The sequence below is a fragment of the Kitasatospora sp. NPDC097691 genome (genome assembly GCF_040302665.1).
Taxonomy (GTDB): domain Bacteria; phylum Actinomycetota; class Actinomycetes; order Streptomycetales; family Streptomycetaceae; genus Kitasatospora.
The window spans coordinates 12,430-36,877 of record NZ_JBEORY010000055.1 but is presented as its reverse complement, the minus strand read 5'-3'; the positions used below and the strand labels follow the sequence as shown (position 1 = coordinate 36,877).

Below are 24,448 nucleotides of genomic sequence, written 5' to 3'. Positions count from 1 at the left end.
CGCCGAGGAGGAGCTCCAGCGACCGCCCCCAGAGGTCCGGTACGCCGAGGAACCGGCGGCACTGCACGCCGAAGACCGCGACCCGCGCCCGCGCTAAGAGCTGAGCCTGCGCGCGATCCGCCGGTTCATCGTCGGCGACGAGGGCTCCGGCATCGCCCGCAAGTTCGTCGGGGGCCCCGACGGTTCCGCGCATCACGCGCCCGACGCCGAGCTTGCAGCACACTTCGCCTGTCGTACTCGTGCTTCGAGTTCGGCGGGCAGGTACCAGCCTTCGGTGGTGGGTGTCATGTAGAGGCGGGCTTTGAGGTCGAGGAGGAGCTGGCGGCGCCTTTCCTGGTCGGCCTGATCCCAGGCGGCGGCGAAGGTCTGGCCGGTCTCGACCTCCAGCCAGGCGGAGGGGCGTTGTGGGAGGGCGGCGAGGCGGCGGCGTTCGTCGACGAGGACTTCGAGGGCTTCGGCGTACTCGTCGTCGCCGCCGGGGTAGTCGAACAGGTTGCGGCGCTTCTCTTCGCGGAGATCCTTCATCGCCACGGTGACGTGGTTGAGCTGCTCGGTGTGGTCCTCACCGAGGATGAACCGGCGCACCGTCATCGCCAGCCCCGCCAGGCGCTCCACCAGGGCGGTGATCGCCGCGGTGACGCGCTCGCCCTTGACGGACTGGCCCTTGCAGGCCGGCTTCCCTGCCGTCTTCGCGCACCGGTAGTACTCGTACACCTTGCCGTTCTTGGCGACGTTCACCTGCCGGTAGACCCGGTCGCCGCAGCGGTCGCAGTGCGCAACGCCCAGCCAGGGCGAGGCGCCGTTCGAGCGTTCCTTGGTGATCGTGCGCTCGTCCATCGCCGCCTGGATCGCCGCCCACTCCTCCTCCGTGAACAGAGGCTTGGCCATCCGGATCGGCAGACCCTTGGCGTCGCGGGCGATCTTGCGCGCCTTCACGGAGCGGCCGGTCAGCTTCAGACCCATCGTCGCCGGCGAGCGCAGGATCTTGCCCACGCTGGTCGGGTTCCAGTGGTTCGACGGCGGCGTCTTGCGCTTGCTCGTATAGGTGTCGCCCTGGTTCTTGTACGCGTGGGTCGCCGGTGTGTCGAAGCCGGCGGCTTCCAGGGCCGTGGCGATCATCCACTGGCTCTGACCTTCCAGGAGGAGCTTGCCCATGTAGCGGACGGCCTCGGAAGTGACCGGGTCCGGTTCCAGCGTTCGGCCACCACCTGGACGGTCGACGATCCGGTACCCGTACGGCGGCTGCCCGCCGGCCCACCGGTCCGTCTTGCGCAGGTGCTTGTGGGCGGCGGTGACGCGGGCCTTGATCCGCTTGAGCTCCATCTCTGCGAAGATCGACGCGAGCATCAGGAAGGTCTTCGCCAGCTCGTTCCCGAACGACGACTCGCGGCCCTCGCGGTAGTCGAGGGTGATGCCGTCGTCGGTGAAGACGAGGACCTTGTGGTTCTCCTCCGCCCAGTGCGCCACGTCCGCGCAGTCCTTGGCCGAGCGGAACGCCCGGTCGACCTTGGCCCATACCATCGCGTCCCACTCGCCCTGGCGCTCGGTGAGCCACGGCCCGAGGTCGGGACGCTCCCACGGGGTGATCTGGGCAGAGACGTCCAGGTCCTCGAACGACCCGACGATCTCCCACTCCTTCGAGACCGCGTGCCTTGTCGCCGACTCCGCCTGCACCAGGTGCGAGACCTTGCCCTCGTCCCCGTGCGTGTCCGAGACACGCGAACCCACCACCGCCCGAACCGGCGCCAAAGCCGTCACAATGCCCATGGGCCTCCCCCTACCGCCCAGGCCAGCAGGCACCCTCGAACAGGGCACTATCGAACGGGTGGACCTTTTTCGAAAAGGCGTCGTTCCGCTGGAGGATCGATCTCCTGACGGCCAGTCAGAAACTCGCAGACACCTGCGTCAAGGCCTACGTCGAACGTCCGGCCTCCCACGCCGAGCGGTGGAGCGACCACGCACCCGTCACCGCCGAGTTCGAGTTCGACATCAACTAGCCGACATACACGGGCAGTTGACGAACGAGCAGAAGTGGACTCTGGGCCAGCCGCTTGCCCCCAGCCCGGGGCCCGCTCGGCATCGACCCACGTGGCCCGCGCCCGCGCCTGATCGGCTCCACGGGTCAACCAGTCAACGACGAATCGACCTGCTCTGTAGAATTTTCGGCACCGCCACCAGGCTGGCAGGCACACGCCGGGCGGCCGTCCTTCCACCCCAAGCGGTGGGTTGCACGCGTCGGACGGTGACCCCGGCTTGGGAGAAGAACTCGTTCGCCCGGGTCCAGAACGCGGCGGCGGTCTCATTGCGCTCGTCGGGCAGGATCTCGCTGTAGGCCAGGCGGGAGTGGTCGTCCACGGCGTTGTGCAGGTAGCTGTAACCGGCTCCTGACCGGGTTGCGCGGCCGACCTGGCGGCCCAGGGTCTTGTGTCCGCCGCCGTGACCCCTGTCACCAACCTCCGTGGTCAGTACACCTGCTTGCGGACCGTCGCGCGACGCCGCCGGGTGAGCCAGAGCGCTCCGCCGCCCGCCAGCAGCAGCGCGGCGCCGCCCGCCGCCACCGTGTCCGCGCCGCTGCTGCCGGTGGAGGCCAGCATTCGGCCCGCTGGCGGCCGGGCGGCGGTGGTGGTGGTGGGCGTGGCGGAGGTGGAGGCGCCGTGCCCGTCGATGTGCGTGACCGACGTGCCCACGTCCGCTTTGACGAGTGTGACCGGTCCGGGCTGCGCGACACCGAGTGAGTTCCACCCCTCCGAGGGCAACCATCCACGGCAACCGCCGGTGCGTTCACTGACGACCTGTCAAAGCCATTGTTATAGAAGGCAGTTCGTGCATTAATCTTGGCTGACGCACTGCTCAGTGTCAGCAGGGGGTGGAGAGATGGTGCAGTCGAAGTCGACCGAGCCGATGCCGGGCGGTCTCAAAGGCGCGCTGGTGGTGGTCTGGCTCCAAGCGGCCGTCAACCTCGTCTACGCACTGGTCGGGTTCCACGAGAACCAGAACGACATCGACCACGGCTACACGGACCACAGCGGCCTGCTCGTCATGGCCTCGTGGGTGACGCTGGGGATCGCGGTGCTTCTGGCGGCCTGCGCGCTGGCTACGGCGGCTCACCAGGACTGGGCGCGGCGCACCGTCATCGTGCTCGAGGTGCTGAACCTTCTGAGCGACGCGGTCCTCGTGATGGCCGGCGGGGCGGTGGCGGGCCTGCTCGGCATGGTCGTCGCGGTAGCGGTCATCGGGGGGTTCGGCTCGAGGAGGACGATCGCCTGGGTCCGGTGGGGCTGACCGACGGGCAGCCCGGCGCGGGCACACCGGTGTCGCTACATGCCGTGATTCTCGCCGGTGCAGGCGTCGAGGTAGCGAGTGGCGTCGAAGTGCTGGCCGTGCGCGGGGAAGTACCACTCGATCGCCCGGTACGCCGTGCGGCCGTGACAGGTACCGAGGTCGAACGCGACGATGTCGGCCTGAGCCGGGATCCCGGTGGCCACGCTCTGCCCGGGGCCGACGTATTCGGCCGTGCCGGTGCCGGTGGCCGACGGGCCGCCCCAGGACGACCAGGCCAGTTGCTCCACCAGGCCGGTCGGGTCGCCGCCGTTGAAGACGGTGACGGGCTGCGCCTGACCGTATCCCTTCTGGCCCGGCGCCCACGACGCGCCGAGCACGGGCACCTCGGCCGGCCGGGAGGCGCCGGGCGTGGCAGTGGGCGTGGCGCGGGTGGCGGTGGCGGTGTGCGACGGCAGCGGGCGCAACGTGGCGCTCTCGGTGGTGGTCGGGTGGGTGCTGCCCCCGGTGGAGACCGGGGCGCCGGCCGTCGGGGTGCCGGCGGCACCGTTGGTCCCGCCCGGGCCGCAAGCGGTCAGAGCGAGGGCGACGAACCCGGTGGCGACAGCGGCTGCGGCAAGACGGTTGGCCTTCATGGCGATACCCCCAGGAGCGGTGAGCGACACCGACCGGCCGTGACGGCCGGTCACTTGTCTCCACGCAACAAGTAGCGGCGCGGATCGCCCCGTTGCGCTCCTGTGACGAAGGCCGGACCACCTTCCCGCCGACGCGGGGGTGCGATCGCGCGTGGGCCTGGATCCTTGTCGCTATTCTCCTCGCCGACACGGGGGGCTCTGCCGATCACCGACCGAGGCACGTCAATGTTCTTGCTCTTCCTGCGGCGCCGGCACTCAGGACAGCCAGCCCGTCCATGCATGCCAGATCTGCCGCAGCCCCCGTGCTGCCGCTGCCTTTCTCCAGCCTCACGTCCACCTCGTAGCACACGCCGTTTCGAAGAAGACCCCGAACGCCCCGAGCTACGCCGAACCACTGACACGCTCCAGCCTCGGCATCCGTGTCTCGAGCTCCGCAGGCACGTACCAGCCCTGGAGCGAGGGCGTCATGTACAAACATCGCCGCAGGGCTCCGCCGCAACGCGCGACGCCAGTCGCCCCTTCGAACTCCTCGGCCTCACCTGATCACAAAACGGACGCCCACCGACTATGCCGAAGCCCTGCCCGGGAGCCAGGCCGCGGTCGCGATCAGGCGCGCGGGCGGCTGCGATTCTCCGCCTGTGTCAGGAGGCCAAGGACCGCCCGCTCCTCCCAATAGTCGCGCCACCGGTCGGCCTGGTCGCGATCGACGAACAGCCCGAGGCCGTAGTCGGTCGTAGGGGTCAGCGCAATGTTCTCCCACCCGCCCTCGGCGGCGGCGAACCCATCAGCAATCTTGGCAAACGCCGGGCCCCGGAAGTGGCTCACGGCCTCGGAGGTGACCGGGTCCGGCTCCAGCGTCCGACCACCGCCAGGACGGTCCACGATCCGGTACCCGTACGGCGGCTGACCGCCGGCCCAGCGGTCCGTCTTCCGCAGGTGCTTGTGCGCCGCCGTGACGCGGGCCTTGATCCGCTTGAGCTCCATCTCCGCGAAGATCGACGCCAGCATCAGGAAGACCTTCGCCAGCTCGTTCCCGAACGACGACTCCCGCCCCTCGCGATAATCGAGGGTGATGCCGTCGTCGGTGAAGACCAGGACCTTGTGGTTCTCCTCCGCCCAGTGGGCGAGGTCCGCGCAGTCCTTGGCTGAGCGGAAGGCCCGGTCGACCTTGGCTCACACCGGTCACCGCCGAGTTCGACTTCGACCTTAACTAGCCGTCAATGTCCTACAGTTGACGAACCAGCAGATCTTTGGGCCTTGGGCTCACCCCATGACGCGAGCCCAAGGCAGCTCACGTCGACGCACGTGAACCGCAAGCGTCCAACCAGCTCGGCGGAGCAAGGAAGAATCGACCTGTTTTCTAGAGATCCCAGCATCACCGCCAAGCCGACAGGTCCCTCGCCGAGCGGACGAGCGACCAGCTCGGGACGGTCCCCACCCGTGCGGGACCGACAACTCGGGGACTGGTTGAACAACCAGGCGCCGTCGTCCCCTCGGGCGCGGGGGTCAGCCGATGCTGCGCGGCGTCCTCCCCGCACCGGGGGCAGCCGTAGGGCGGACAGTCGTTTGTCGATGACGCGAGGTCTTCCCCGCACCGCTGGGTCGTGGCAGGTGGACCGTGTGCTGGGAACCGTTGGATCGGAGTGGGGGTATGGGGAGGTGGCGGGGCGCCGGAATGCCGTAGGACCGCGGGCGGATTGGGAGCTGATACTGGCCACCGCCCGGCCACGCACCTGCTTGGAGCGACTGGCAGCCCCCGTTCTAGGCAGTTTGCCAGCGGTGGAGCCCTGCTGGCCGCCGCCGCTTCTCCCGCGAGCGCGGGGGTCAGCCGCCCGGCGCCGGCGCGAGGTTGCGGACGATGTGGCGGCGACGGCGTCCCGGACGGTCTGCAGGTCGGCCCCGAGGACGTCGCCGCGTTCGCCGGATCGGCTATGAGCGATCAGGAGTGGTCGGTGCGGAACGGGTCGGGCGTGCACGTCCGGCGAGGGCAGGGAGATTGATGGTGTCATCGGCGACGTTGACGTCGGCTACGACGCCCACGGTGGTGCGGTTCGCCCTGGCACGGGCGACGGAGAGGTCGTCGCCCGTGCCTATGGCGGGGCATTTGATGAAGCCACGAAGTGGTCCGGGTGGGAAGACTGTGTATTCGCTTGTGGGTGCGGATGGGCCGGCGGAAGGTGCCAGTGGCGTCGGCAACGACCAGGCTTCTGTCGGTTTCTCCTGGGAGCGGTAGCCCACCACGAAGTCCATGCTCAGCAGGGCGAACTGGGGGAACAGGACGGCCAGGAGATCAGCAACAGACACCCATCACGATCGACAATCATCACAATCCGCGGGCGGCTTTCACGGAACTCGCGCCGGAGCCAGTCTGCCGCGTCCACTGACAGACACCACATAGCCGAGCTCGGTCAGCGCCCGGTTGACCTTCGCAAGGTCCGCGCCGTCCAGTCCGCCCTCGGTTCTGGGCCTCGTCGGTTCCCAGGAAGGCGCCCGGATTGTCCGCGCAGACCAGAGCAAGTGAGCCGAGTTGCTCACGCAGACGACGGCCTGGGTCCCGCGCACAGTCGCCTCCCCGGGCACGGTGACGTCCGTACTCGCTGGAGTCCCGGGTGTCCGGCTCGGCTCTGCAACGAATCAAGCCGGACTCCTCACCTACGGCTTCACATCGAGACGCACGAGCGCGCCGATCTCGACGAGTTGGTCCGGCAGCGCCAAATCGGATACGCCCATGACCGTGCTGGTGGGCCGGTGCTCCCCGAAGTACTCGGCGTGGAGGCGTGCTGTCGCGTCGAAGTTCTCGCGCAGGTTTCTCACGAGAACCGTGGTCTCTACTATCTGGCTACGCTCGGCCCCGAACTGCCTCAATACCAGGTCCAGATTCTCCAGCGTGGTGCGGACCTGCAGTTCGAAGTCGCCGGCACCCACGAAAGTGCCGTGATGGTCATGAGACAGCTGCCCCGACACATAAACCGTGTCACCGACCTGAGTGGCCTGACTGTATCCGTACAACGATTCCCACGGCATGCCAAACCCGAATGCCTTCACCTGAGTACTCATGACTCACTCCCTTGATACGGCTTGTGGGCCGCCAACCGCAGACAGGCCCCTTACGCGAAGAAGTTACGGGTTCGTGTAAACAATGATTGTCTGGCAGCGCCGTCGAAGTGTCCTTTGTGCGCTCAGAATTGGCTGCACCGGCCCTTTCGGTCGCTGGTGTGATGAGCACACCGACCGGTGACCGCCATGCAGGCCACGCCCGTACCCGGCGCTGCACCGCCCGCCCTCACCAGGAGCGGCGGTGCAGCGCCATGTGCACGGTGTCGACGACCTGCAGCAGCGCTGCCCGGGCTGTGCCGGTGGGGCAGCGTGCGCCGAGCAACAGAAAGCCGTGCGGCACCCCCTGGTAGCGGGTCGCCACCACCGGGACGCCCGCCGACCTGAGCCGGGCGGCGTAGGCCTCGCCCTCGTCCCGCAGCACATCGGCCTCGGCGGTGACCACCAGCGCCGGGGGGAGCCCGGCGAGCTGTTCGAGGGTCGCCCGCAGCGGCGCGGCGACGGCCTCCCGCCGCCGGTGCGGCTCCGGCAGGTAGTCGTCCCAGAACCGGCGCATGTGGTCGCGGTGCAGGAAGTACCCGGTCGCGAACCGGTGGTAGGAGGCGGTGTCGAAGTCCGCGTCGGTCACCGGGCACAGCAGCACCTGGTGCACCAGCCGTACGTCTCCGTGCTCCCGGGCGAGCAACGTCAGGGCCGCCACCAGATTGGCTCCCGCGGAGTCGCCGACGGCGGCGATCCTGTCCCCTTCCAGCCCGACCTCCTGGCCGTGCGCATGGATCCAGCGAGCCACGGCGTAGCACTGCTCGACGGCCATCGGGTAGCGCGCGGCGGGCGCCCGGTCGTACTCCACGTACACGACGGCGGCGTCGGTGCCCAGGGCGACGTCCCGGATCAACGGGCCGTAGCAGGCGGCGTCCCCGATCGACCAGCCCAGACCGGGCAGGAACAGCACCACCGGGCTCGGCTCGGCGCCGCCGACGGGCCTGGTCACCTGGACCCGCACCCGCCCGGTCGGTCCGCACGGCAGGGCGAGCCACTCCGACGTGGTGCCGTACGGATCGTCCTCGTACTCCTCCGGCCCGCTGTCGGAGCGGCCGTCGGAGGTGAGGACGGCGAGGTCCGGCAGTTCCGTCGCGGACCGGCCGGCTCCGCCGTCCAGGAACTCCGCGAGCTCCCGCTCCAGCACCGGGCGCCGACCGCACGCGCCGCTTCCGACCTGCCCGGACGGGCAGCGCCCGGGGGGCGTGTCCCCGGCCGCCCCCGCGACGACCGTTTCGTCGTTCATCGGGTGCGCTCTCTTCGCCCGGGAGATACCCCGGCCCGGCCTCGCCCGACCCCGGCGGCGGCGTGGATGAGTTCCGCGACCGTGGTGGGCCGGGAGACGGCCACGGCGTGGAAGGTGTCGGGCAGTTCGAGGGTGGGAACGCCGGCGCGCCGTGCCGTTAAGCGTTGGATCGGCGGGAGCAGCACCCGGTCGGCGCCCGTCACCGGGCCCCAGGAGGGCTTGGTGCCCCCGTCCGCCACAGTCGGTGAGCCGGTGAACGGCTCTTCCGCGACGAACCGTTGGAGCACGGCGAGCACCTGCGCCACCCGGTTCGCGAGGGCCGGGGAGTCAGGCCGCGTCGGTGGCGTTCGGCGATGACACCGAACCAGCCGGTCGCGTGGGTACAGCCGCCGTGGACGAGCACGACGGTGAGCCTGGTGTGGGGGCATGGCAGCCTTTCGGATGGCACCGGGTGGAGGGATCAGGAGGCAGGCTTGTGGCCCTCGGTCCGGGTGGCGTAGGCCTGCCACTCGCGGGGCGAGACGCCGAAGGCGGCGCGGAACGCCCGGCTGAAGTGGGAGTGGCTGACGAAGCCCCAGCGGTGCGCGACGGCGGACACACTGGTCTGCTGACGGGACGGGCGCTCCAGCTCCCGGCGACAGGCGTCCAGCCGGCGCTGCCGCACCCACTGGCCCACGGTCATCCCGTCCTGCTGGAAGAGCTTGTGGAGGTAGCGCACCGAAATGTGCTGCGAGCGGGCGATCGATTCGGGCGAGAGGTCCGGATCGACGAGGTTCTGCTCGATGTGGGCGCGGATCCGGGACAGCAACTCGGCCGCACCGGTGAGGTGTTCCGGGTTCTCCCGGTCGAGCAGCTCGGTCACCAGGATGGCGACGACGTCGGAGACGCTGCGCGCGAGGTGGTTGCCCGGCCGGGCCCGGTGGGCCCGCGCCTGGTCGGCGAGGGTACGGAGGAACTGGGAGGCGAGCGAGCCGATCCCCTCGCTCCCCCGCGCCATCAGCCCGCCCGCGCGCCGGACGTCGCTCTGCCGGACCCCCAGGTAGAAGCAGGGGACGCGGAAGTGGACCATCCGGCACTCGGAGTCCTGCAACAGGCCCGCCGGGTGCGGGGTGGTGTCGATCAGCAGGTCTCCCGGGGCCAGCACGGTGCTGGCTCCGCCGCGCCGGACGGAAGCCGCGCCGTGGACGTGCAGGGCGACGTAGAGGCAGTCCCCGGGAGCGGTTCCGGGCGGCGGGGAGAGGATGTCGATACAGCCGTTGCCGCCCTCGCGGGCGGCCTGGTCAAGCTGGTGGACCGCGCCTTCGGGCGTGGGGGTTTCGGACATGGGTGAGGGACCCGACTGGCTCACGGGAGGCTCCGACCGGTTGGAAGTGGTGCTGTGCGGATGCTGGCGACGGTGGCTCGCCGCACGGCTGAGCGGCGGCGCCACCGGCAACGGGGCGTTCAGGAGGGGAAGTCCTTCCGGCGCCATTCATACAAGGAGCGGAACGGCTGGACAAACATTCGACAAGCCGAGGATCCGGCGGCTCCGCCCGACCCGGACGGTGCTCACCCCGAGTGGCATCCACTCCTCGGACAAGACCCCGCCGGCACGTTTCCCGGGAGTTCAAAAAGCTTGCAGGACAATGAAGTTCGGGATACCGGCTCCGTTGCGACGCTGATCGGCGAAGCCACCTGACCACACCGCTTCCCGACCACGGGCACGGCCGGGAGGGCACGCTTCCCGGCCGAACCGACGGCCGGGAAGGTGCACGGACCGTCGCGTCGCCGTGCACCACCGGAACATCCCCGCCGCCCCCTGCACCTGCCACGGCCGGGCGGCCCTGCGCGTCATGCTCCGCAACCGCGACGTCGTCGTCCTGATCGACCTCCCGTCCCGCCAGGTACGCCGCCGGCTCCGCCGGAGACCTTCGCCCTCGCCCCCGGGCACCGAAGCCGAAGCGATCGACCGGGACGCCGGACTTCCTCGCCCCGCCGGCTGACAGCCGGACCGCCGCCACCTGCGGTGCAGCAGCCGACCACCCACCGCGTACCCTCTGGAACCGGGAACAGCGGCACGGACGGAGCTTGGCTTCGGCAGGCATGGGCGGACGGGAAGAAGCTCGAATGGCAGGGTCAGGCGGTCCACTGTCCCATCGTGGCCTGCGCGGCCGGGAGGCCGAGCTCGTAGAGCTCCAGGCGCTGATCGCCTCGGTGGCCCGCACCGGGAGCGGGGGGCTGGCCCTGATCCAGGGGGAACCGGGCATCGGCAAGACCACCCTGCTCGCCGAGGCCGTCTCCCGGGCCGGCACGGCGGGGTTCTCCGTGGGCCTCGGCAAGGCCGATGAGCTGCACCACCTCGTGCCGTTCTCGTCGCTGGCGGCCAGCATCCTGCGCGGCGACCGGCCGCTGCTGTCCGACGACGACCTCGCCGATCTCGCTCGCGACCGCGACCAGCGGATCTGGTTGGTGGAGCGACTGGCGGAGGCGATCGAGGCCAGGGCTGCCGAGGCGCCGGTGCTGATCGGTCTGGACGACGTGCAGTGGGCCGACGCGCTGAGCCGGTTCGCCCTGCAGCAGCTGCCGACCCGATTGCGGACCTCGCCGGTCCTGTGGATGCTGACCGGGCGCCGGGAGCCCGCGGGCCCGGCGGAGGAGATCGTGGCCGCCGCCACCGGCAACCTTCCGACGGTCACGGTGTCCCTGGGCCCGCTGTCCGGCGCGGCCATCGGACAACTGGCCGACGACACACTCGGATCGGCGGTCGACGCGTGGGTGCGGGACCTGCTCGACGGCGCCGGCGGGAACCCGTTCCTGGCGGTCGAGATGCTGGCCGGACTGCGGACCGCCGACGCCTCGCAGGACATCGTGCCCCTCCGGCTCGTGGTCGGCGTGCGCGGCAGGCTCCGATCGCTGCAGCCCGGCACGCTGCGCTTCCTCCAGATGGGAGCGGTGCTGGGGCGCCGGTTCGGCTTCGAGGACGCCGCCGCGCTCTGCGACCGCCCGGCCGCCGCTCTGTTCCCCGCGCTTGAGGAAGCGGTTCGTGCGGGGCTCCTGGACGACGACGGCGACCACCTCGTCTTCCGGCACGACCTACTGCGCCAGGCGGTCTACGCCGACATCCCGCCGTCTGCCCGCAAGGTCGTGCACCGGGAGGCCGCCCGCCGCCTGGTCGCCGCGGGCCGGCATCCGATCGACGCGGTGCCGCACATCCTCCGGGGCGCCGTGCCCGGGGACGAGGAGGCCGTGGCACTGCTGCGGCGAGCCGCCGACGAGGTGCTGGCCGTCACCCCGGGTCCGGCGGCCGACCTGATGCTACGCGCCCTCGAACTTTCCCCGCCGGCAGGCACGTTGAAGTTCGAGGTGGGCGAGCAGACGATCCTCTGCCTGACCCGGGCCGGCCGCAACCGCGAGGCGCTGGCGACCGGTGACCGGCTGTTGGCCGACCGGCCGCCGCTGGAGACCTTCGGCCGGTTGCAGTCCGCCCTGGGCGGCGCGCTGTGGACCCTGGACCTCGCCGACGAACTGCGCCGCCGGGCCGAGGCCGCGCTCGCCGCGGGCGGCTCCGACCCGGAGATCCGCGCACGGCTGGCCGCCCTGCGCGCCCTTGCCCTGTCCCGTGGCCGTGACCTGGCCACGGCGCGGGGGGTCGGCGAGACCGCGCTCCGGACCGCCACCGCGATCGGCGACCGGGAGGCCCATGTACTGGCCCTGTCCGGGTTGGGCGAGATCGCACAGAACGCGGGGGAGAACGCGGTCGCGCTGGAGCGCTTCGCCGCGCTCAGCGCCATCGACTCCGCCTTCCTCCCCGAGGAGGTCGTCGCGCACCTGCACATGGACGACTTCGCCTCCGGTGAGCGCCTGCTCCTCCGGGCCGCGGACCGGGGCGGTGCGGTGCGTCTGGCCATGCTGCTGTGGGCCCAGGGCCAGCACGACCTGGGGCTCGGCCGGCTCGACGACGCCGAGGCCGGCTTCGTGACCATGGAACGCCTGGAGGACGAGGTACGGGTGCCCGTCCAGCAGGTGAACGGGCGGGTGATCCGCTCCCGGATCGCCCTGCTGCGCGGCGACCGGGAGGCGGCCCGGGAGCACCTGCTCGCCGCCCGGGAGGGACTGGCCGTCAAACCCAACCCGGGCACCACGGCCGCGGTGCGCTTCCTGGAGGCCGTCCACGCCGAGGCGGACGGGGACTCCGGACTCGCCGTCGACCGGATCCGCCAGGTGCAGCAGCAAGGACCCTTCATGCGGTGGCGGCTGCTGCGCGACTGGGTCGACGCCGCGGTCCGGATGTCCCTGCGCGGCGGGGAGCAGCAACTCGCCGAGGACCTGGCCGCGCAGGCCGAGGCCCACGCCGAACGCAACCCGTCCGTGCCGACCGCCGCCGGCATCGCGGCGCAGGCCCGCGGGCTCGTACGCAACGACCCCGCCGCGCTCGAACACGCCGTGGAACTGCTGGGGGCGAGCCCCCGCCCGCTGACCCGGGCCGCCGCCCACGCCGATCTCGGCCTGGCACTGCTGGCCGCGGGGCGGCGCGGCGCGGCGGTGACCGCACTGACGCACGCTCGGGGCGCGTTCGCCGCGGCGGGCGCCCACGCTGCGGCGGCACGCGTCCAGCGCGCCCTGGAGGGCGCCGGAGCCCACAGCCGCCGGGTGGCGACCGTGCAGCGCCCCGTCCAGGGCTGGGGCGCCCTCACGGCCTCGGAGGAGAAGGTCGCGCGCCTCATCGCCCAGGGCCACACCAACCGGTCGGCCGCCGATGTGCTCGTGGTGTCCCCGCACACCGTCAACACCCACCTGACATCCGTCTTCCGCAAGCTGTCGATCGGCTCCCGGGTCCAGCTCGCCAACCTGGTCGCCTCCCTGCCCGAGGGTTGAGCGGGGCGCGTTGGTACGTTCACGCGATGCGCCGCGGCGGCCGGACACGCTTGGCTGGGTCATCGCTGTCCCCGTCCCCCCGCCCAGTCGAAGGTCACCGGCATGCACAGCCCCACCCCCGTTCCGCCGACCGTCGTCCTGGTGCACGGGGCGTTCACCGACGCCTCGTCCTGGGCGGGGGTCATCGGCCTGCTGCACGCTGCCGAAGTGACGGTGCACGCCCCGGCGAACCCGCTGCGCGGCCTGGAGCATGACGCCGCGTGCGTCAGGAGCCTGGTGCGGGACCTCGGCACCCCAGTCGTCCTGGTCGGGCACGGGTACGGCGGCGCGGTGATCACCCACGCGGCCGGCGACGCCGACCAGGTGGTGGCCCTGTGCTACGTCGCCGCGTTCGGCCTCGACGCCGGCGAGTGCGTGCTGGACATCACCAACCGCTTCGCCCCTTCCCGGCTGGCCGACGCCACCATCACCACGGCCCTCTCCGGCCCCGACAGCGAGGTGTACATCCGTGCGGAACGGTTCCGCGAGGTGTACGCCGACGACCTGCCACCGGCGGTCGAGCAGGCGCTGTCCGCGGCGCAACGCCCGATCGCCAGCGGCGCGCTGACCGACAGGTCGGGCTCGCCGGCCTGGGCGTCCAAGCCGTCCTGGTACGCCATCGCGACCGCCGACCGGATGCTCAACCCCGCCGCCCAGCGCTTCATGGCCCAACGCATGGCGGCCACCGAGTACGTGCTGGACGCTTCGCACGCCGTTCCGCTGTCGCGGCCCGACGCCGTGGTGGCGATGATCCGGGAGGCCACCGGGCACGCCATGGGTACTCCCGGGGGTGTTTAATATGCGTTCGAACGGAAGAGTCCGGTTGGTCCGGTGAACGGCACCCCTGGAGTCCACCCCCTTCGCACGACCCGCCCCAGTCACCCAGTCACCCCACAAAGGCACCAGCATGACCTCACCGGCCAGATCGTCGGCTCGGCGGATCGCCGCCCTCCTGACCGGGATCCTCCTCCTGGTGCCGGCCGCCACCGGGTGCGGTCACAGCACCGGTTCCGGGCCGGCCGAGGGCGAGGTCACCACCATCACCGCGCTCGACTACTACACCGACGAATCCGAACACACCCAGTGGGGCGACCTGCTCACCGCGTGCGGCCGGACGGTCGGGGTTCGGGTCGAGCAGACGAGCGTCCCGGGGGCGTCCCTCATCCCCAAGGTCCTGCAGCAGGCGTCCTCCCGGACCCTCCCCGACCTGCTGATGCTCGACAACCCCGACCTGCAGCAGATCGCCCGGACCGGCGCGCTGACCCCGCTGGACGGCTACGGCGTCGACGCCGACGGCTTCGCCCAGGGCATCCTGTCGGCGGGCACCTACCAGGGCAAGGTGTACGGGCTGGCCCCCAACGTCAGCACCGTCGCCCTGATCTACAACAAGGACATGCTCGCCGAGGCCGGCGTCGCCGTCCCGAGGACCTGGGACGAACTGAAGGCGGCCGCGGCCGCGTTGACCCGTCCCGGGCGCTACGGCATGGCGGTCGACGCGAACGCCACCTTCGAAGGCACCTGGCAGTTCCTGCCCTTCCTGTGGTCCAACGGCGGCGACGAGCGGCAGTTGGACACCCCCCAGGCCGCCCAGGCGCTCCAGCTCTGGGTCGACCTGGTCAAGAGCGGATCCATGTCGAAGTCGGTGCTGAACTGGACGCAGGCCGACGTCCACGACCAGTTCGTCGCCGGACGGACAGCCATGATGATCAACGGCCCGTGGCGCATCCCAGCCCTGAACCAGGAAGCGAACCTGCACTGGGGAGTGGCCCCCGTGCCCGTCCCCCGGCTGGGACAGAGCCCGGTCACCCCGCTCGGCGGCGAGGTGTGGACGGTCCCGCAGAGCCCTTCCAAGGCCCGGCAGGAGAAGGCCGCCCGGGTCCTCGCCTGTCTGAACTCCCCCGCGAACATGCTCACCCTGGCACAGGAGCACCACACCGTGCCCTCCCGAACCTCGGTGGCCGCCCAGCACGCCGAGGAGGACCCTTCGATGGCCGCCTTCGCCCAGAGCGTGGCGGCGGCGCGCGCCCGCACCAGCGAGCTCGGCGTCGAGTGGCCCAAGGCGGCGACGGGGATCTACACCGCGATCCAGTCCGCGCTGACGGGTGAGCAGACACCGGAGGAAGCCCTCAGCCATGCGCAGCAAACCGCGACCGGCCGATGACCCGTTGCCGGTTCGGCGCGGGGAGCGATGGGCACGGTGGCTGTTCATCGCGCCCGCCGCCGCGTACCTGCTGCTGTTCTTCGGCTACCCCATCGTCGAGAACGTCGTGATGAGTTTCCAGCGGTACACCGTCACCACCTTCTACACCGGTGACGCCCCGTTCGTGGGGCTGCGGAACTACGCGGCGATCCTCTCGTCGAGCCGCTTCCCCCGGACCCTGCTGACCACGGCCCTGTTCACGGCCGGCTCGGTCCTGGGGCAGTTCGCCGTCGGCCTGGCCTTCGCCCTGTTCTTCCGGCGCCGCTTCCCGCTCAACGGCGTGCTGCGCTCGCTCCTGCTGCTGCCGTGGCTACTGCCGCTGGTCGCCTCCGGAACCACCTGGAAGTGGATGCTCGACCCCGACACCGGGGTCGTCAACGCGGTGCTGCGCGGCCTCCACCTCGGGTGGTCCGGTGTCCCCTGGCTCACCGGCACCTCCCAGGCGCTGCTGTCGGTGGTCCTGGTCAACATCTGGGTCGGCGTCCCCTTCAACACCGCGATCCTGTACGGCGGTCTGCAGGACATCCCCCCGAACCTGTACGAGGCGGCGAAGCTGGACGGCGCCGGCCCGCTGGCCTCGTTCCGCCACATCACCTGGCCACTGCTGCGGCCGGTGGTGAGCGTCGTGCTCGTGCTGGGCGTGGTCTACACCCTCAAGGTGCTGGACGTCATCCTGGTGGTCACAGGCGGAGGACCGGCCGACGCCACCGAGACCGTCGCCACCCAGTCCTACGAACTGTCCTTCCGGCAGTTCGACTTCGGGCGCGGCGCCGCGATGAGCAACCTGCTCATCGTCTTGTCACTGGTGTTCGCCGTCCTCCATCTGCGCGCCGACCGACGCGCCCGGACCGTCTGAAAGGCGATCCCGTGAAGCGCCCACCCGGCCGCGGCGGCCTGCTGTCCACCCTCGTCGGGACCGTCCTGCTCGCACTGATGCTGTTCCCCGTCTACTGGATGGTGAACGCCTCCCTCCAGCCGGCCGGCAACACCCTGCGCGGAGGGTGGTTCCCGCTCCATCCGGACCTCGGCGGGTACGCCACCGCGCTACGCGACCAGGGGCGCAACCTCGTCACCAGCCTCGTGGTGGCCCTCGGCAGCGCGGTGCTCAGCCTGGCACTCGCCGCGCCGGCGGCACACGCGCTGGCCCGGTTCCGCCTGCGCGGCACCAACGTCGTGCTCCTCGGCATCCTGACCACCCAGATGGTGCCGAGCATCGTGGTGGCCAACGCGCTCTACGGTGCCTACAACGACCTGGGACTCCTGAACTCCCACCTCGGGCTGATCCTTGCCGACTCCACCGCCGGCATCCCCTTCGCGATCGTCGTCCTGCACTCGTTCATGCGGAGCATCCCCGAGGAGATCATCGAGGCCGCGCGGGTGGACGGCGCGGGCCGGCTGCGCGTCTTCCGCTCCGTGGTGCTCCCGTTGAGCCGGAACGCATTGGTCACGGCCGGTGTCTTCACCTTTCTCTTCGCCTGGAGCGACTTCCTCTTCGCCCTCACCCTGACCACCACGGACACCGTCCGGCCGATCACCCTGGGCGTCTACCAGTACCTCGGCGCCCACACCAACCAGTGGAACGCCGTGATGGCCACCACCGTCCTGGCGTCGCTGCCCGCCGCCGTCCTGCTCGTCGTCGCCCAGCGCCACGTCACCGGCGCCGCCGCCGGTGCGGCCGTCAGTTGAGGGTCACGTCCCCGATCTAGTAGGTTCACGCGATGCCCCGCCCCGGGGCCGCTGGCATGGTGGTCCGGACGGCACAGCGGTGGACGGGACCACCGTCGGCCGACCGACCCGAGAGGAACCCGGTGCCCGCATCTCTCTCCACCGCGCGACTGTCCGCCTCCGACCGGGCCGAGAGCTGGCACGACGCGGTGGCCAACGCCTACGTGCCGATGGCAGTGGACTTCCTGGAGAAGGTGCCGTCGCCCGGGGCGATCGCCTGCCAGGAACTCGGCCCGGTGCGGATATCGAGGGTCCAGGCGGGGCCCCAGGTGGCGACGCGCAGCCGGCGCATGATCGCCGCAGGCGGCCCCCCGTCGCTGATCCTCACCCTGCAGGAGCGTGGCACCTCGCTCAAGGAGCAGGACGGCAGGGAGTCGGCCGTCCGGCCGGGCGAGTTCTCCATCACCGACACCTCCCGGGTCTTCCGGAAGAGGATGGGCGAGGGGGGCGAGGGGTTCGTCTTCACCTCCTTCCTTTTCCCCCGCGAGGAGTTGGACGTCCCGGAGCGGGACCTGCGGGCGCTGACCGCGACCTCGTTCAGCGGGGCCGAGGGCAGCGCCGCACTGGTGGCGACCTACCTCTCGCAGATGGCGCGCGAGGCGGAGGGGCTGGACGAGGCCGTCGGTCGTCGGGCCGCGGCCACCGCGCTCGACCTGCTGGCGCTGCTGGTCGACGACCGGTCCGGGCGCTCCCGGCCGCAGGCCTCCCGGAGCGCGGCCTCGCTGGAGCGGGTCAAGGAGCACATCCTGCGCAACCTCCGCGATCCGGACCTGTCGCCGTCCACGATCGCGGAGGCGAACTTCATGTCGGTGCGCTTCCTCCACAAGCTCTTCCAGCTCGACGGCACCACGGTCGGCGGGTGGATCCGGACCCAGCGGCTGGAACGGTGCAGCCGAGACCTCCTCCGCCCGATGGCCGCGGAACTCGGGGTGGCGGGGGTCGCCCGCCGCTGGGGCTTCGCCAACTCCAGCCACTTCAGCCGGGCCTTCCGTGCGGCCTACGGCATGACGCCGAGGGACTGGCAGGTCGGCGGCAAACCGGCGCGATGACCCTCCGCCGCCTGCGACACCTCCGCCCCTGGCGACCCCAAGCGACGTACACAGTGACCCCCAGTCGCCGGGCCATAACCATCGCTGCACGCCAGATGGTAGACAGCCCGCGTCGTTCGTTCACCGAAGGACACCTCAGCGGAGATGGCGAACGACGCGTGGTCCCCAACGAGTCCCCACCGATCCCCTTCCCTTCCGCCGCGACCCTCAGCCACGCTCGGTGGGCAACTGCGCACAGAGGCCCCACGCTCTACCGTGCCGCGAAGGCTCCGACCTTGAAGTCGGTGCCGCAGACGCTGAAGACGCCGCCCGGCGAGCCGTTCGCCTTCATCACGTTCACCGTGGTGCCCGCGTCCTTGGGCAGCGCGACCTTGACGTGGGAGGCCTGCACCGGGCAGGTGTAACGGGCCGACGTGGTGCCCTCGCCGTTCACGTCGTTGTACAGCACGTCCGCCACCACCGTGGCTCCCGCCGGGACGTCGACCGCGGCCGAGCCGTCGTTGGAGTTGTCCCCCGAGACCGGGCTCGCCTTGCCCTGGTCGTCGTTGGCGACCACGGTCGTCGGGCCGACGATGGTGCAGGGGGCACCCGAGCTGTTGGTGATCTTGAGGGTGGCGGCGGCGGCCTGCGCGTCACTGGCGTGACCCGAGGACTGGAGGAACGTCACCGAGGTGTTCTTGGTCGTGCACGCCGCGATGACGCCGCCCCCGCCAGTGCCGGAGGGCTTGCTGCCACCACCGCTCGTGCTCGTCTTGCCCCCGGACGGCGCCGAGGCCGAGCCCGCGGCCGGCGCCGAGGCCGAGTGCGCGGCCGGGGCCGAGGTGGCACCCGACGGGGTGGCTGATGATGCGCTGGTGCCGACGGCGCTGTCCTGCGTGCCGCTGCCGTCGTTGCAGGCGGTCAGGGACAGGGCGAGCGTGGCGACGGCGCCGACGGCGAGCAGGGCGGGACGGGTGGTGGTGCGCATGGCTGGTTCCCCCGGTTCTCGTTCGTGGGTCGCGATCCTGCACGAGGTCGTTTCCCCTTACACGAAAGAGGGTGTTGCGGCGCGCTGGCAGATCACTAACGAGCGCGGCGGCGGTGCTAACGCCCGGCTAACGCTCCCGGATCCTGGAGTGTGCCGCCGCGTGCCGGCGCCGCAGTTCGGGCAGTTCGTCCTGGTCGGCGATGTGCAGCAGGGCGTCGAGCGCGGTGACGGCGCCCACGTCGTAGCCGGTCTGCTCGGCCTCAAGCGCAGCCTGTGCGAGGCAGCGCCGCCCGGCCATGGTGTCACCGAGCCCGGCCAGTGCCTCACCCTGCCAGGTTCGCAGGAGCACGCGCCGGGCGACCGCCTCGTGCTCGGGGCCGAGGCCGAGCGCCACGTCGGCCGCCTCGAACGCCTGCCGGTGGCGGCCCGCGCCGAGGTGGATGCGGGCCAGGTGCTGGAGCGCGAGCATCCGGGTGTGCGCGTCGTCGGCCTCGGTGGCGAGGGCAAGGGCTCGGGTGCAGGCCGTTTCGGCGGCGCCGGCTTCGTCGTCGGGGAGCGCCGCGGCGAGGTTGACCAGGGCGGTGGCCTCGCCGAGTAGGTCGCCTGCGCGGGCCGCGAGTTCGGGCGCGACGCGCAGGTGCCGGACGGCCTCGGCGGTGCGGCCCTCCTCGGCGAGCACCCAGCCGAGCAGAGTCAGGACGCGGGCCTCTGCATAAGGGTCGGCGCAGGCGCGGGCGTCGGCGAGGGCGGCCTCCAGGGTGGGTGCCCAGTCGGCGAGGACCCGCCAGACCACGAGCGGCCACTGGGTCACGGCGATCCGCCAGGCCCGCTCGGGCCGGTCCTCGGCGCGGGCCGCAGCGGCGATCAGGGCGAGGTCGTCGCGCTCGGCGGCGAACCAGCCGAGCGCCTCCTCACGGCTGGTGAAGTCCCGTACTGCGGGCGGCTGTTGAAAGTCATGAGGCTGCACGAAGGCGGGCTCCCCGCCCGGTTCCGCGGCCTCGGACGCAGACAGCGCGGTCGCCACGCAGTGGTCGTACAGACGCAACCGGGCCGCGGTGCGCGCGGCCGGGTCGTGGCTCTGGCCACGCGCGTAGAGCCGGACCAGATCGTGCAGGACGTAGCAGCCGGGGGCGGTCTCGGTGAGCAGGTGCGCGGCGACCAGGCGCTCGAGGGCGCGGGCCGCATCCGGCGGGGTCGTGCCGGCGAGCGCGGCGGCGCTGAACCGGTCGACGTGTGTGCCCGGGTGATGGCCGAGCGCGGTGAACAGCTGCGCTGCGTCGGCGGGGAGGTGGGCGGTGGTGAGCCGCAGCGCGGAGGCGACGCCGATGTCCTCGGCGGCGAGCAGCGCGAGCCGCTGGCGCTCGTCGGCGAGCCTGTCGGCGAGGGCGGCGAGGCCCAGGGCGGGGAGTTCCACGAGCCGAGCGGCGGCCACCCGCAGCGCGAGCGGCAGCCCGCCGCACAACTCGGCCGTACGGCGGGCCGCTTGGGGCTCGGCGGCAGTGCGGTGCTCGCCGAGGACACGGGTGAGCAGGGCCACGCTGTCGTCGGTGGCGAGGACATCGAGGGCGAGGATGCGGGCGGCGTCGGAGGCGACGAGACCGGTGAGGCGGGCACGGCTGGTGACGACGGTGACACAGCCGGGTCCCGTGGGCAGCAGCGGGCGCACCTGGGCGGAGGTACGGGCATTGTCGAGGACGACGAGCAGGCGCAGTTCGGCGGTGAGCGAGCGGAACAGGGCACCGGCGGCGTCCGCCGACTCGGGCATCCGGCGCGGTGGAACACCGAGAGCGAGGAGGAACTCCCGCAGCAGCTCGCCCGGTTCGGGGTCCGAGGTGTCGCTGAACCCGCGCAGATCGGCGTGGAGCGTCCCGTCGGGGAAGTCGGCGCGCCGGCCGGCCGCCCAGTGCACGGCCAGTGCGGTCTTGCCGACCCCGGCGGGCCCGGTGACCACGACGACCGGCCCGTCAGGTCCGGCCGCGGCCGCAGTCAGCTCGGCGCTCTCGGCGGTGCGGCCGTGGAATCCGCGCGGGGTACGGGGCAGCAGGTTGGGCCGGAACTGCAGCGGCTCCAGGGCGGGTCGGGGCGTATCGGCCTGGACTGCGGGGGCACTGTCGGGGCCGAGGGCGAGGGTGAAGGCGGCGGTCAGCTCGGCGCCCGGACCGACACCGAGCTCGTCGGCGAGGATCTCGCGGGCGCGGTGGTAGGCGTCCAGGGCCTCCGAGGAACGCCCCGCGTGGTGCAGCGCCTCGACCAGCCGGGCGGCCAGCGGCTCGCGCAGCGGATGGGCCCCGGTCTCCGGCCGCAACAGCTGGACGGCGCGCTCGTGTTCACCGCCCACGACGTACGTGTCGGCGAGCAGCTCGACCGCTGCGAGCCGTGCCTCGTCCAAGGTGTGCGCGGCGGAGCGCAGCAGCGGCGACGGGTAGGCGCCGGCCAGCGCGGGGCCCTGCCACAGGGCGAGCGCCTCGGTGAGCAGCGCGGTCCTGTCACCGGGGTCGGTGGCGCGGCGGGCGAGTGCCACAAGACCCTCGAAGCGGTGGGCGTCGAGCAGCGTCTCCGGAAGTTCCAGGTGGTACGCGGCGCCGCGCGTGCTCAGCTCGACGCCGTACGCCGATGCGTCGACGTCCGCCAACAACGCCCGCAGGCGCGAGACATGGCCGTGGATCACGGTGCGGGCGTGCACGGGGGGTTCGTCGTCCCACAGCGCCTCGGTGAGTGTGTCGACGGAGACCGCGACATTGGCCCGCAGCAACAGCATCGCGAGCAGGCTACGCCGCTTGGCGGGCCCGAGCGGCAACGGCCCGTCGTTCCCGCTGACCGACACGGGGCCGAGGACCTGGAACTCCATGGACGGAACCCTATCTTCCGAGGGCTACTGGGAGATCGGGGCGTCGAACCGTACGGATACCGCGCTGCTCCGTCATCAACCCGCGCTGTTCGTTCACCGAAAGGCACCTCAGAGACGGCGGTGAACGACGCGTGGTCCCCGGCAAGTCCCCAAATCTCCCGCTCCGATCTCATCGCAGCGATTGATCCGAGCCCACCTCTACGGCTCTCTCAGCTTGCCGAACAGGTGCTCGTACAACGGAACAGCCCCGGCTGCGCGGGGAGGACTCGGCCAGGTGGGCGGTGAAGAGGACGCGTGGCGACAATCGCCAGCTGGACCTCGGGACCGTAGCGGCGCGGTCGGCCCGGCCGTGTGCGGTCGTCCAGCCCGGCCATGCCTTCGCAGTGGAACCGCTTGCGCCAGCGCCGGATGGTGGCGATGTGTACTCCCGTCGCGCGGGCGATCGCCGCGTTGGAGACACCATCGGCTGCAGCCAGCGCGACCCTGGCCCGCTGGATCCGCCGAAGCGGGGCGGTGCGAGACGGGTCAGATGCTCCAGTGCCGATCGCTGGCCCGTGCCCCACGTAACCGTGAACGGGCTGTGCACCGGCATGATCCCCCAAGACTCGACGAGCGCCGGTCATTGTCGCGCGAACGAGTGGGGTCGACGGCAGACGGCCTCGCGCGGCCGGGACCGCTGACAGGATGGCCACTATGGCGAATACCAGGCGCGCGAAGCCGAACTCCCAGCTGCGGACGGTATCGGAGACTGCCGTCCACACGATCAAGGTCACTCTCGACGGCTGCCGGCCCCCGATCTGGCGCCGGCTCCAGGTGCCCTCAGACACCACGGTGCAGCAGTTGCATCGCCTCATCCAGACGGCTTTCGGCTGGGAGGACTACCACATGTGGGCGTTCGAGACCGGGAGGGAGCGATACGGCCTCGCGGACCGGGAACTGGGGATCCGCAGCGCGGCGTCAAAGCGTCTTGGCGAGCTCGTCCCGACTGTCGGCGGCAGGCTCGGCTACACCTATGACTTCGGTGATAACTGGGAACATGACATCCTCGTGGAGAGCGTCGGCGAAGCCGAACCTGGTGTCACCTACCCGCGCTGCATCACCGGGCGTCGCGCCTGCCCGCCCGAGGACTGCGGTGGACCATGGGGGTACGACGACCTCATCGAGATCCTCTCCGACCCGAGCCACGAAGAGCATGAGGAACGCCTGGAATGGCTCGGCCTCGACTCCGCTGACCAGTTCGACCCCGCTGCCTTCGACCTGGGCGAGGTCAACCGGGCCCTCTCTGACTACCAATCCGTCCTCATCCAGGGCTGACCGATCGCCCCGGCCAGATCAACCGGGGCGATCAAGACCCTCGCAGGATCAACGCGTCGCTGCACTAGCACGACCACGGCGTGGTGACGTGGCCTGTCACGGTGTCCACCGCCACCGTCCTGCCCTCGCTGGGAATGCAGAAGAAGTAGGTGGGATGCGGGTTCTGCACGACGGGCTCATTGAGGTACAGGGGCTTGAACGCGCCGGTGTGCCCGGCCTTGACGGCCAGATCGTGGGCCTGGACCTCCGTCATGGTGAACGGGGAGATGGCCTGGATCCCGATCGGGACGCTCCACGGCTGCGTGCTCTGGTACTGACCGGTGGTCGAGTACTTGTACTCGAAGGACGGCTCCGAGTCCTTGGCCCGGAAGCGGATCCACCAGGCCTGGACGTCATTGGGGTTGGTCGTGGGTGTCAGCAGGACGGCGTCCGCGTCGTAGAACTGCGAGCCGGGGCGCTCCTGCTGCGCCTTCACCTTGGCCTCCCGCACGATCTGTGTGAGCGGGAGGTGGGGTGCCGCGCTGGCGGTGGACGGGGCGATCGGCAGCAGCGACATGGCCGTGGCGGTCGCGGCGAGCCCGATCCGTGCCCGAAGGCGGCGGCGTGATGTCCGGCACCCGTTCAGTGCGGGTGTCGCGGGCGTGCGGGCGGTGCGCGTGGTGTTCATGTCCTTCATCTCCTTCGACCCGGACCCTGCCCTGCGTGGTCACAGTGGAAGTCGACTGCCGGGTTCGGCGTGAGCGGAGGCCGACGGGCGAGAGGTCCTCGGCCGGGCTCCGCGGGGATGCAGCCTCCCGGGGTTCAACGGTAGGAAGGTCTCCGGGCGCCGTCTCCTGGCCGTCATCCTCGCTGAGCCGAACAGGCGAACCTCTCACCCGGAGCGATGCCCGTCCGGGGTTTCGCCGCGCGGTCCCGGCCGGTGGGCACGATCCTGTACCGCTCCTTGATCATCGCTGACTGTTACAAGGTGGTGACACGATCTTCTCGTCGTCGCGCCGCTTGAGTAACTTGATCGCCGCGAACTGCCTGTCACTGTCGCTATTTGCCGTGTCGACGGCCTTGCGCATCTTCGACAGACCGCCGCTGCGCGCTGTCTCCCACCAGCAGGAAGCGATCGTTGATCACATGTCGTCCCACATACGCTCCTCGTCCAGCACCGGCGTCAACTACCGGTCCGGCCATCCTGCCGGCCCAGGACT

18 protein-coding genes and 2 pseudogenes are annotated in these 24,448 nt (G+C 71.2%); 8 read left to right on the top strand and 12 right to left on the bottom strand.

What is annotated here, in order from left to right; translation table 11 throughout:
* Positions 1 to 192: 192 nt before the first annotated feature.
* The 3 genes and pseudogenes from ABTY56_RS29755 to ABTY56_RS29740 form a co-directional block, all read right to left on the bottom strand.
* Positions 193 to 1,767 (bottom strand): recombinase family protein, encoded by a 1,575-nt coding sequence (locus ABTY56_RS29755; protein WP_350632453.1) that lies wholly within the window; start codon positions 1,765 to 1,767, stop codon positions 193 to 195.
* A gap of 462 nt (positions 1,768 to 2,229) precedes the next feature.
* Positions 2,230 to 2,436, bottom strand: a pseudogene (locus ABTY56_RS29745) (IS481 family transposase); the annotation flags it as partial.
* 26 nt (positions 2,437 to 2,462) lie between these two features.
* The gene (locus ABTY56_RS29740) at positions 2,463 to 2,687 is read right to left on the bottom strand and encodes an LAETG motif-containing sortase-dependent surface protein (RefSeq protein WP_350632452.1); all 225 of its coding nucleotides are present in this window, start codon (positions 2,685 to 2,687) and stop codon (positions 2,463 to 2,465) included.
* Positions 2,688 to 2,874: 187 nt separating this feature from the next.
* On the opposite strand from ABTY56_RS29740, the gene ABTY56_RS29735 reads away from it, so the two are divergent.
* Positions 2,875 to 3,282 carry a hypothetical protein gene (locus tag ABTY56_RS29735; RefSeq protein WP_350632451.1) on the top strand — a complete coding sequence of 136 codons (408 nt, stop codon included), beginning with the start codon at positions 2,875 to 2,877 and terminating at the stop codon, positions 3,280 to 3,282.
* A 35-nt stretch (positions 3,283 to 3,317) separates the two neighbouring features.
* Here the strand turns inward: ABTY56_RS29735 and ABTY56_RS29730 are convergent, their stop codons facing one another.
* The 5 genes and pseudogenes from ABTY56_RS29730 to ABTY56_RS29710 form a co-directional block, all read right to left on the bottom strand.
* Complete coding sequence (locus tag ABTY56_RS29730) at positions 3,318 to 3,914, bottom strand: hypothetical protein (RefSeq protein ID WP_350632450.1); 597 nt, start codon at positions 3,912 to 3,914, stop codon at positions 3,318 to 3,320.
* Positions 3,915 to 4,520: 606 nt separating this feature from the next.
* A pseudogene (locus ABTY56_RS29725) lies at positions 4,521 to 5,072 on the bottom strand (hypothetical protein); the annotation flags it as partial.
* A 1,494-nt stretch (positions 5,073 to 6,566) separates the two neighbouring features.
* Positions 6,567 to 6,971 (bottom strand): RidA family protein, encoded by a 405-nt coding sequence (locus ABTY56_RS29720; RefSeq protein WP_350632449.1) that lies wholly within the window; start codon positions 6,969 to 6,971, stop codon positions 6,567 to 6,569.
* Positions 6,972 to 7,197: 226 nt separating this feature from the next.
* The gene (locus tag ABTY56_RS29715) at positions 7,198 to 8,253 is read right to left on the bottom strand and encodes an alpha/beta hydrolase (RefSeq protein ID WP_350632448.1); all 1,056 of its coding nucleotides are present in this window, start codon (positions 8,251 to 8,253) and stop codon (positions 7,198 to 7,200) included.
* 460 nt (positions 8,254 to 8,713) lie between these two features.
* Positions 8,714 to 9,577, bottom strand: a complete 864-nt coding sequence (locus ABTY56_RS29710; protein ID WP_350632447.1) for a helix-turn-helix domain-containing protein — start codon at positions 9,575 to 9,577, stop codon at positions 8,714 to 8,716.
* A 782-nt stretch (positions 9,578 to 10,359) separates the two neighbouring features.
* On the opposite strand from ABTY56_RS29710, the gene ABTY56_RS29705 reads away from it, so the two are divergent.
* The 6 genes from ABTY56_RS29705 to ABTY56_RS29680 all read left to right on the top strand — a co-directional run bounded on the left by ABTY56_RS29705 (position 10,360) and on the right by ABTY56_RS29680 (position 18,120).
* Positions 10,360 to 13,107: a helix-turn-helix transcriptional regulator gene (locus ABTY56_RS29705; protein WP_350632446.1), complete on the top strand. Its 2,748-nt coding sequence runs from the start codon at positions 10,360 to 10,362 to the stop codon at positions 13,105 to 13,107.
* Between the two features lie 102 nt (positions 13,108 to 13,209).
* Entirely contained in the window at positions 13,210 to 13,944 is a 735-nt protein-coding gene (locus tag ABTY56_RS29700; protein ID WP_350632445.1) for an alpha/beta fold hydrolase, read from the top strand.
* Positions 13,945 to 14,053: 109 nt separating this feature from the next.
* Positions 14,054 to 15,307, top strand: coding sequence for an ABC transporter substrate-binding protein (locus tag ABTY56_RS29695; RefSeq protein ID WP_350632443.1), 1,254 nt, complete (start codon positions 14,054 to 14,056; stop codon positions 15,305 to 15,307).
* The gene (locus ABTY56_RS29690; RefSeq protein ID WP_502893211.1) at positions 15,279 to 16,202 is read left to right on the top strand and encodes a carbohydrate ABC transporter permease; all 924 of its coding nucleotides are present in this window, start codon (positions 15,279 to 15,281) and stop codon (positions 16,200 to 16,202) included. Before ABTY56_RS29695 ends, ABTY56_RS29690 begins: the two co-directional genes overlap by 29 nt.
* An 11-nt stretch (positions 16,203 to 16,213) precedes the next feature.
* Positions 16,214 to 17,032, top strand: coding sequence for a carbohydrate ABC transporter permease (locus ABTY56_RS29685; RefSeq protein WP_350632441.1), 819 nt, complete (start codon positions 16,214 to 16,216; stop codon positions 17,030 to 17,032).
* A 122-nt stretch (positions 17,033 to 17,154) separates the two neighbouring features.
* Positions 17,155 to 18,120, top strand: coding sequence for an AraC-like ligand-binding domain-containing protein (locus tag ABTY56_RS29680; RefSeq protein WP_350632439.1), 966 nt, complete (start codon positions 17,155 to 17,157; stop codon positions 18,118 to 18,120).
* Positions 18,121 to 18,370: 250 nt separating this feature from the next.
* On the opposite strand, the gene ABTY56_RS29675 is transcribed toward ABTY56_RS29680, so the two are convergent.
* From ABTY56_RS29675 to ABTY56_RS29665, 3 genes are all read right to left on the bottom strand, one after another.
* Positions 18,371 to 19,087 (bottom strand): DUF4232 domain-containing protein, encoded by a 717-nt coding sequence (locus ABTY56_RS29675; protein WP_350632437.1) that lies wholly within the window; start codon positions 19,085 to 19,087, stop codon positions 18,371 to 18,373.
* A 127-nt stretch (positions 19,088 to 19,214) separates the two neighbouring features.
* Positions 19,215 to 21,935: an AfsR/SARP family transcriptional regulator gene (locus ABTY56_RS29670; protein ID WP_350632435.1), complete on the bottom strand. Its 2,721-nt coding sequence runs from the start codon at positions 21,933 to 21,935 to the stop codon at positions 19,215 to 19,217.
* 209 nt (positions 21,936 to 22,144) lie between these two features.
* Positions 22,145 to 22,558, bottom strand: coding sequence for a helix-turn-helix domain-containing protein (locus tag ABTY56_RS29665; RefSeq protein ID WP_350632433.1), 414 nt, complete (start codon positions 22,556 to 22,558; stop codon positions 22,145 to 22,147).
* 70 nt (positions 22,559 to 22,628) lie between these two features.
* Between ABTY56_RS29665 and ABTY56_RS29660 the strand changes: the two genes are divergently transcribed.
* Positions 22,629 to 23,249 (top strand): plasmid pRiA4b ORF-3 family protein, encoded by a 621-nt coding sequence (locus ABTY56_RS29660; RefSeq protein WP_350632431.1) that lies wholly within the window; start codon positions 22,629 to 22,631, stop codon positions 23,247 to 23,249.
* Positions 23,250 to 23,313: 64 nt separating this feature from the next.
* Here the strand turns inward: ABTY56_RS29660 and ABTY56_RS29655 are convergent, their stop codons facing one another.
* On the bottom strand, positions 23,314 to 23,916 hold the full coding sequence (locus ABTY56_RS29655; RefSeq protein WP_350632429.1) for a hypothetical protein: 603 nt from the start codon (positions 23,914 to 23,916) through the stop codon (positions 23,314 to 23,316).
* Between the last annotated feature and the right edge of the window lie 532 nt (positions 23,917 to 24,448).

What these genes read in the sequence shown, in the direction of transcription:
- ABTY56_RS29660 (WP_350632431.1), top strand. Translation starts at nt 22,629, where the DNA reads ATGGCGAATACCAGGCGCGCGAAGCCGAACTCCCAGCTGCGGACGGTA.
- ABTY56_RS29705 (WP_350632446.1), top strand. Translation starts at nt 10,360, where the DNA reads ATGGCAGGGTCAGGCGGTCCACTGTCCCATCGTGGCCTGCGCGGCCGG.
- ABTY56_RS29655 (WP_350632429.1), bottom strand. Translation starts at nt 23,916, where the DNA reads ATGAACACCACGCGCACCGCCCGCACGCCCGCGACACCCGCACTGAAC.
- ABTY56_RS29695 (WP_350632443.1), top strand. Translation starts at nt 14,054, where the DNA reads ATGACCTCACCGGCCAGATCGTCGGCTCGGCGGATCGCCGCCCTCCTG.
- ABTY56_RS29710 (WP_350632447.1), bottom strand. Translation starts at nt 9,577, where the DNA reads ATGTCCGAAACCCCCACGCCCGAAGGCGCGGTCCACCAGCTTGACCAG.
- ABTY56_RS29670 (WP_350632435.1), bottom strand. Translation starts at nt 21,935, where the DNA reads ATGGAGTTCCAGGTCCTCGGCCCCGTGTCGGTCAGCGGGAACGACGGG.
- ABTY56_RS29755 (WP_350632453.1), bottom strand. Translation starts at nt 1,767, where the DNA reads ATGGGCATTGTGACGGCTTTGGCGCCGGTTCGGGCGGTGGTGGGTTCG.
- ABTY56_RS29730 (WP_350632450.1), bottom strand. Translation starts at nt 3,914, where the DNA reads ATGAAGGCCAACCGTCTTGCCGCAGCCGCTGTCGCCACCGGGTTCGTC.
- ABTY56_RS29675 (WP_350632437.1), bottom strand. Translation starts at nt 19,087, where the DNA reads ATGCGCACCACCACCCGTCCCGCCCTGCTCGCCGTCGGCGCCGTCGCC.
- ABTY56_RS29735 (WP_350632451.1), top strand. Translation starts at nt 2,875, where the DNA reads ATGGTGCAGTCGAAGTCGACCGAGCCGATGCCGGGCGGTCTCAAAGGC.
- ABTY56_RS29715 (WP_350632448.1), bottom strand. Translation starts at nt 8,253, where the DNA reads ATGAACGACGAAACGGTCGTCGCGGGGGCGGCCGGGGACACGCCCCCC.
- ABTY56_RS29690 (WP_502893211.1), top strand. Translation starts at nt 15,279, where the DNA reads ATGCGCAGCAAACCGCGACCGGCCGATGACCCGTTGCCGGTTCGGCGC.
- ABTY56_RS29720 (WP_350632449.1), bottom strand. Translation starts at nt 6,971, where the DNA reads ATGAGTACTCAGGTGAAGGCATTCGGGTTTGGCATGCCGTGGGAATCG.
- ABTY56_RS29665 (WP_350632433.1), bottom strand. Translation starts at nt 22,558, where the DNA reads ATGACCGGCGCTCGTCGAGTCTTGGGGGATCATGCCGGTGCACAGCCC.
- ABTY56_RS29700 (WP_350632445.1), top strand. Translation starts at nt 13,210, where the DNA reads ATGCACAGCCCCACCCCCGTTCCGCCGACCGTCGTCCTGGTGCACGGG.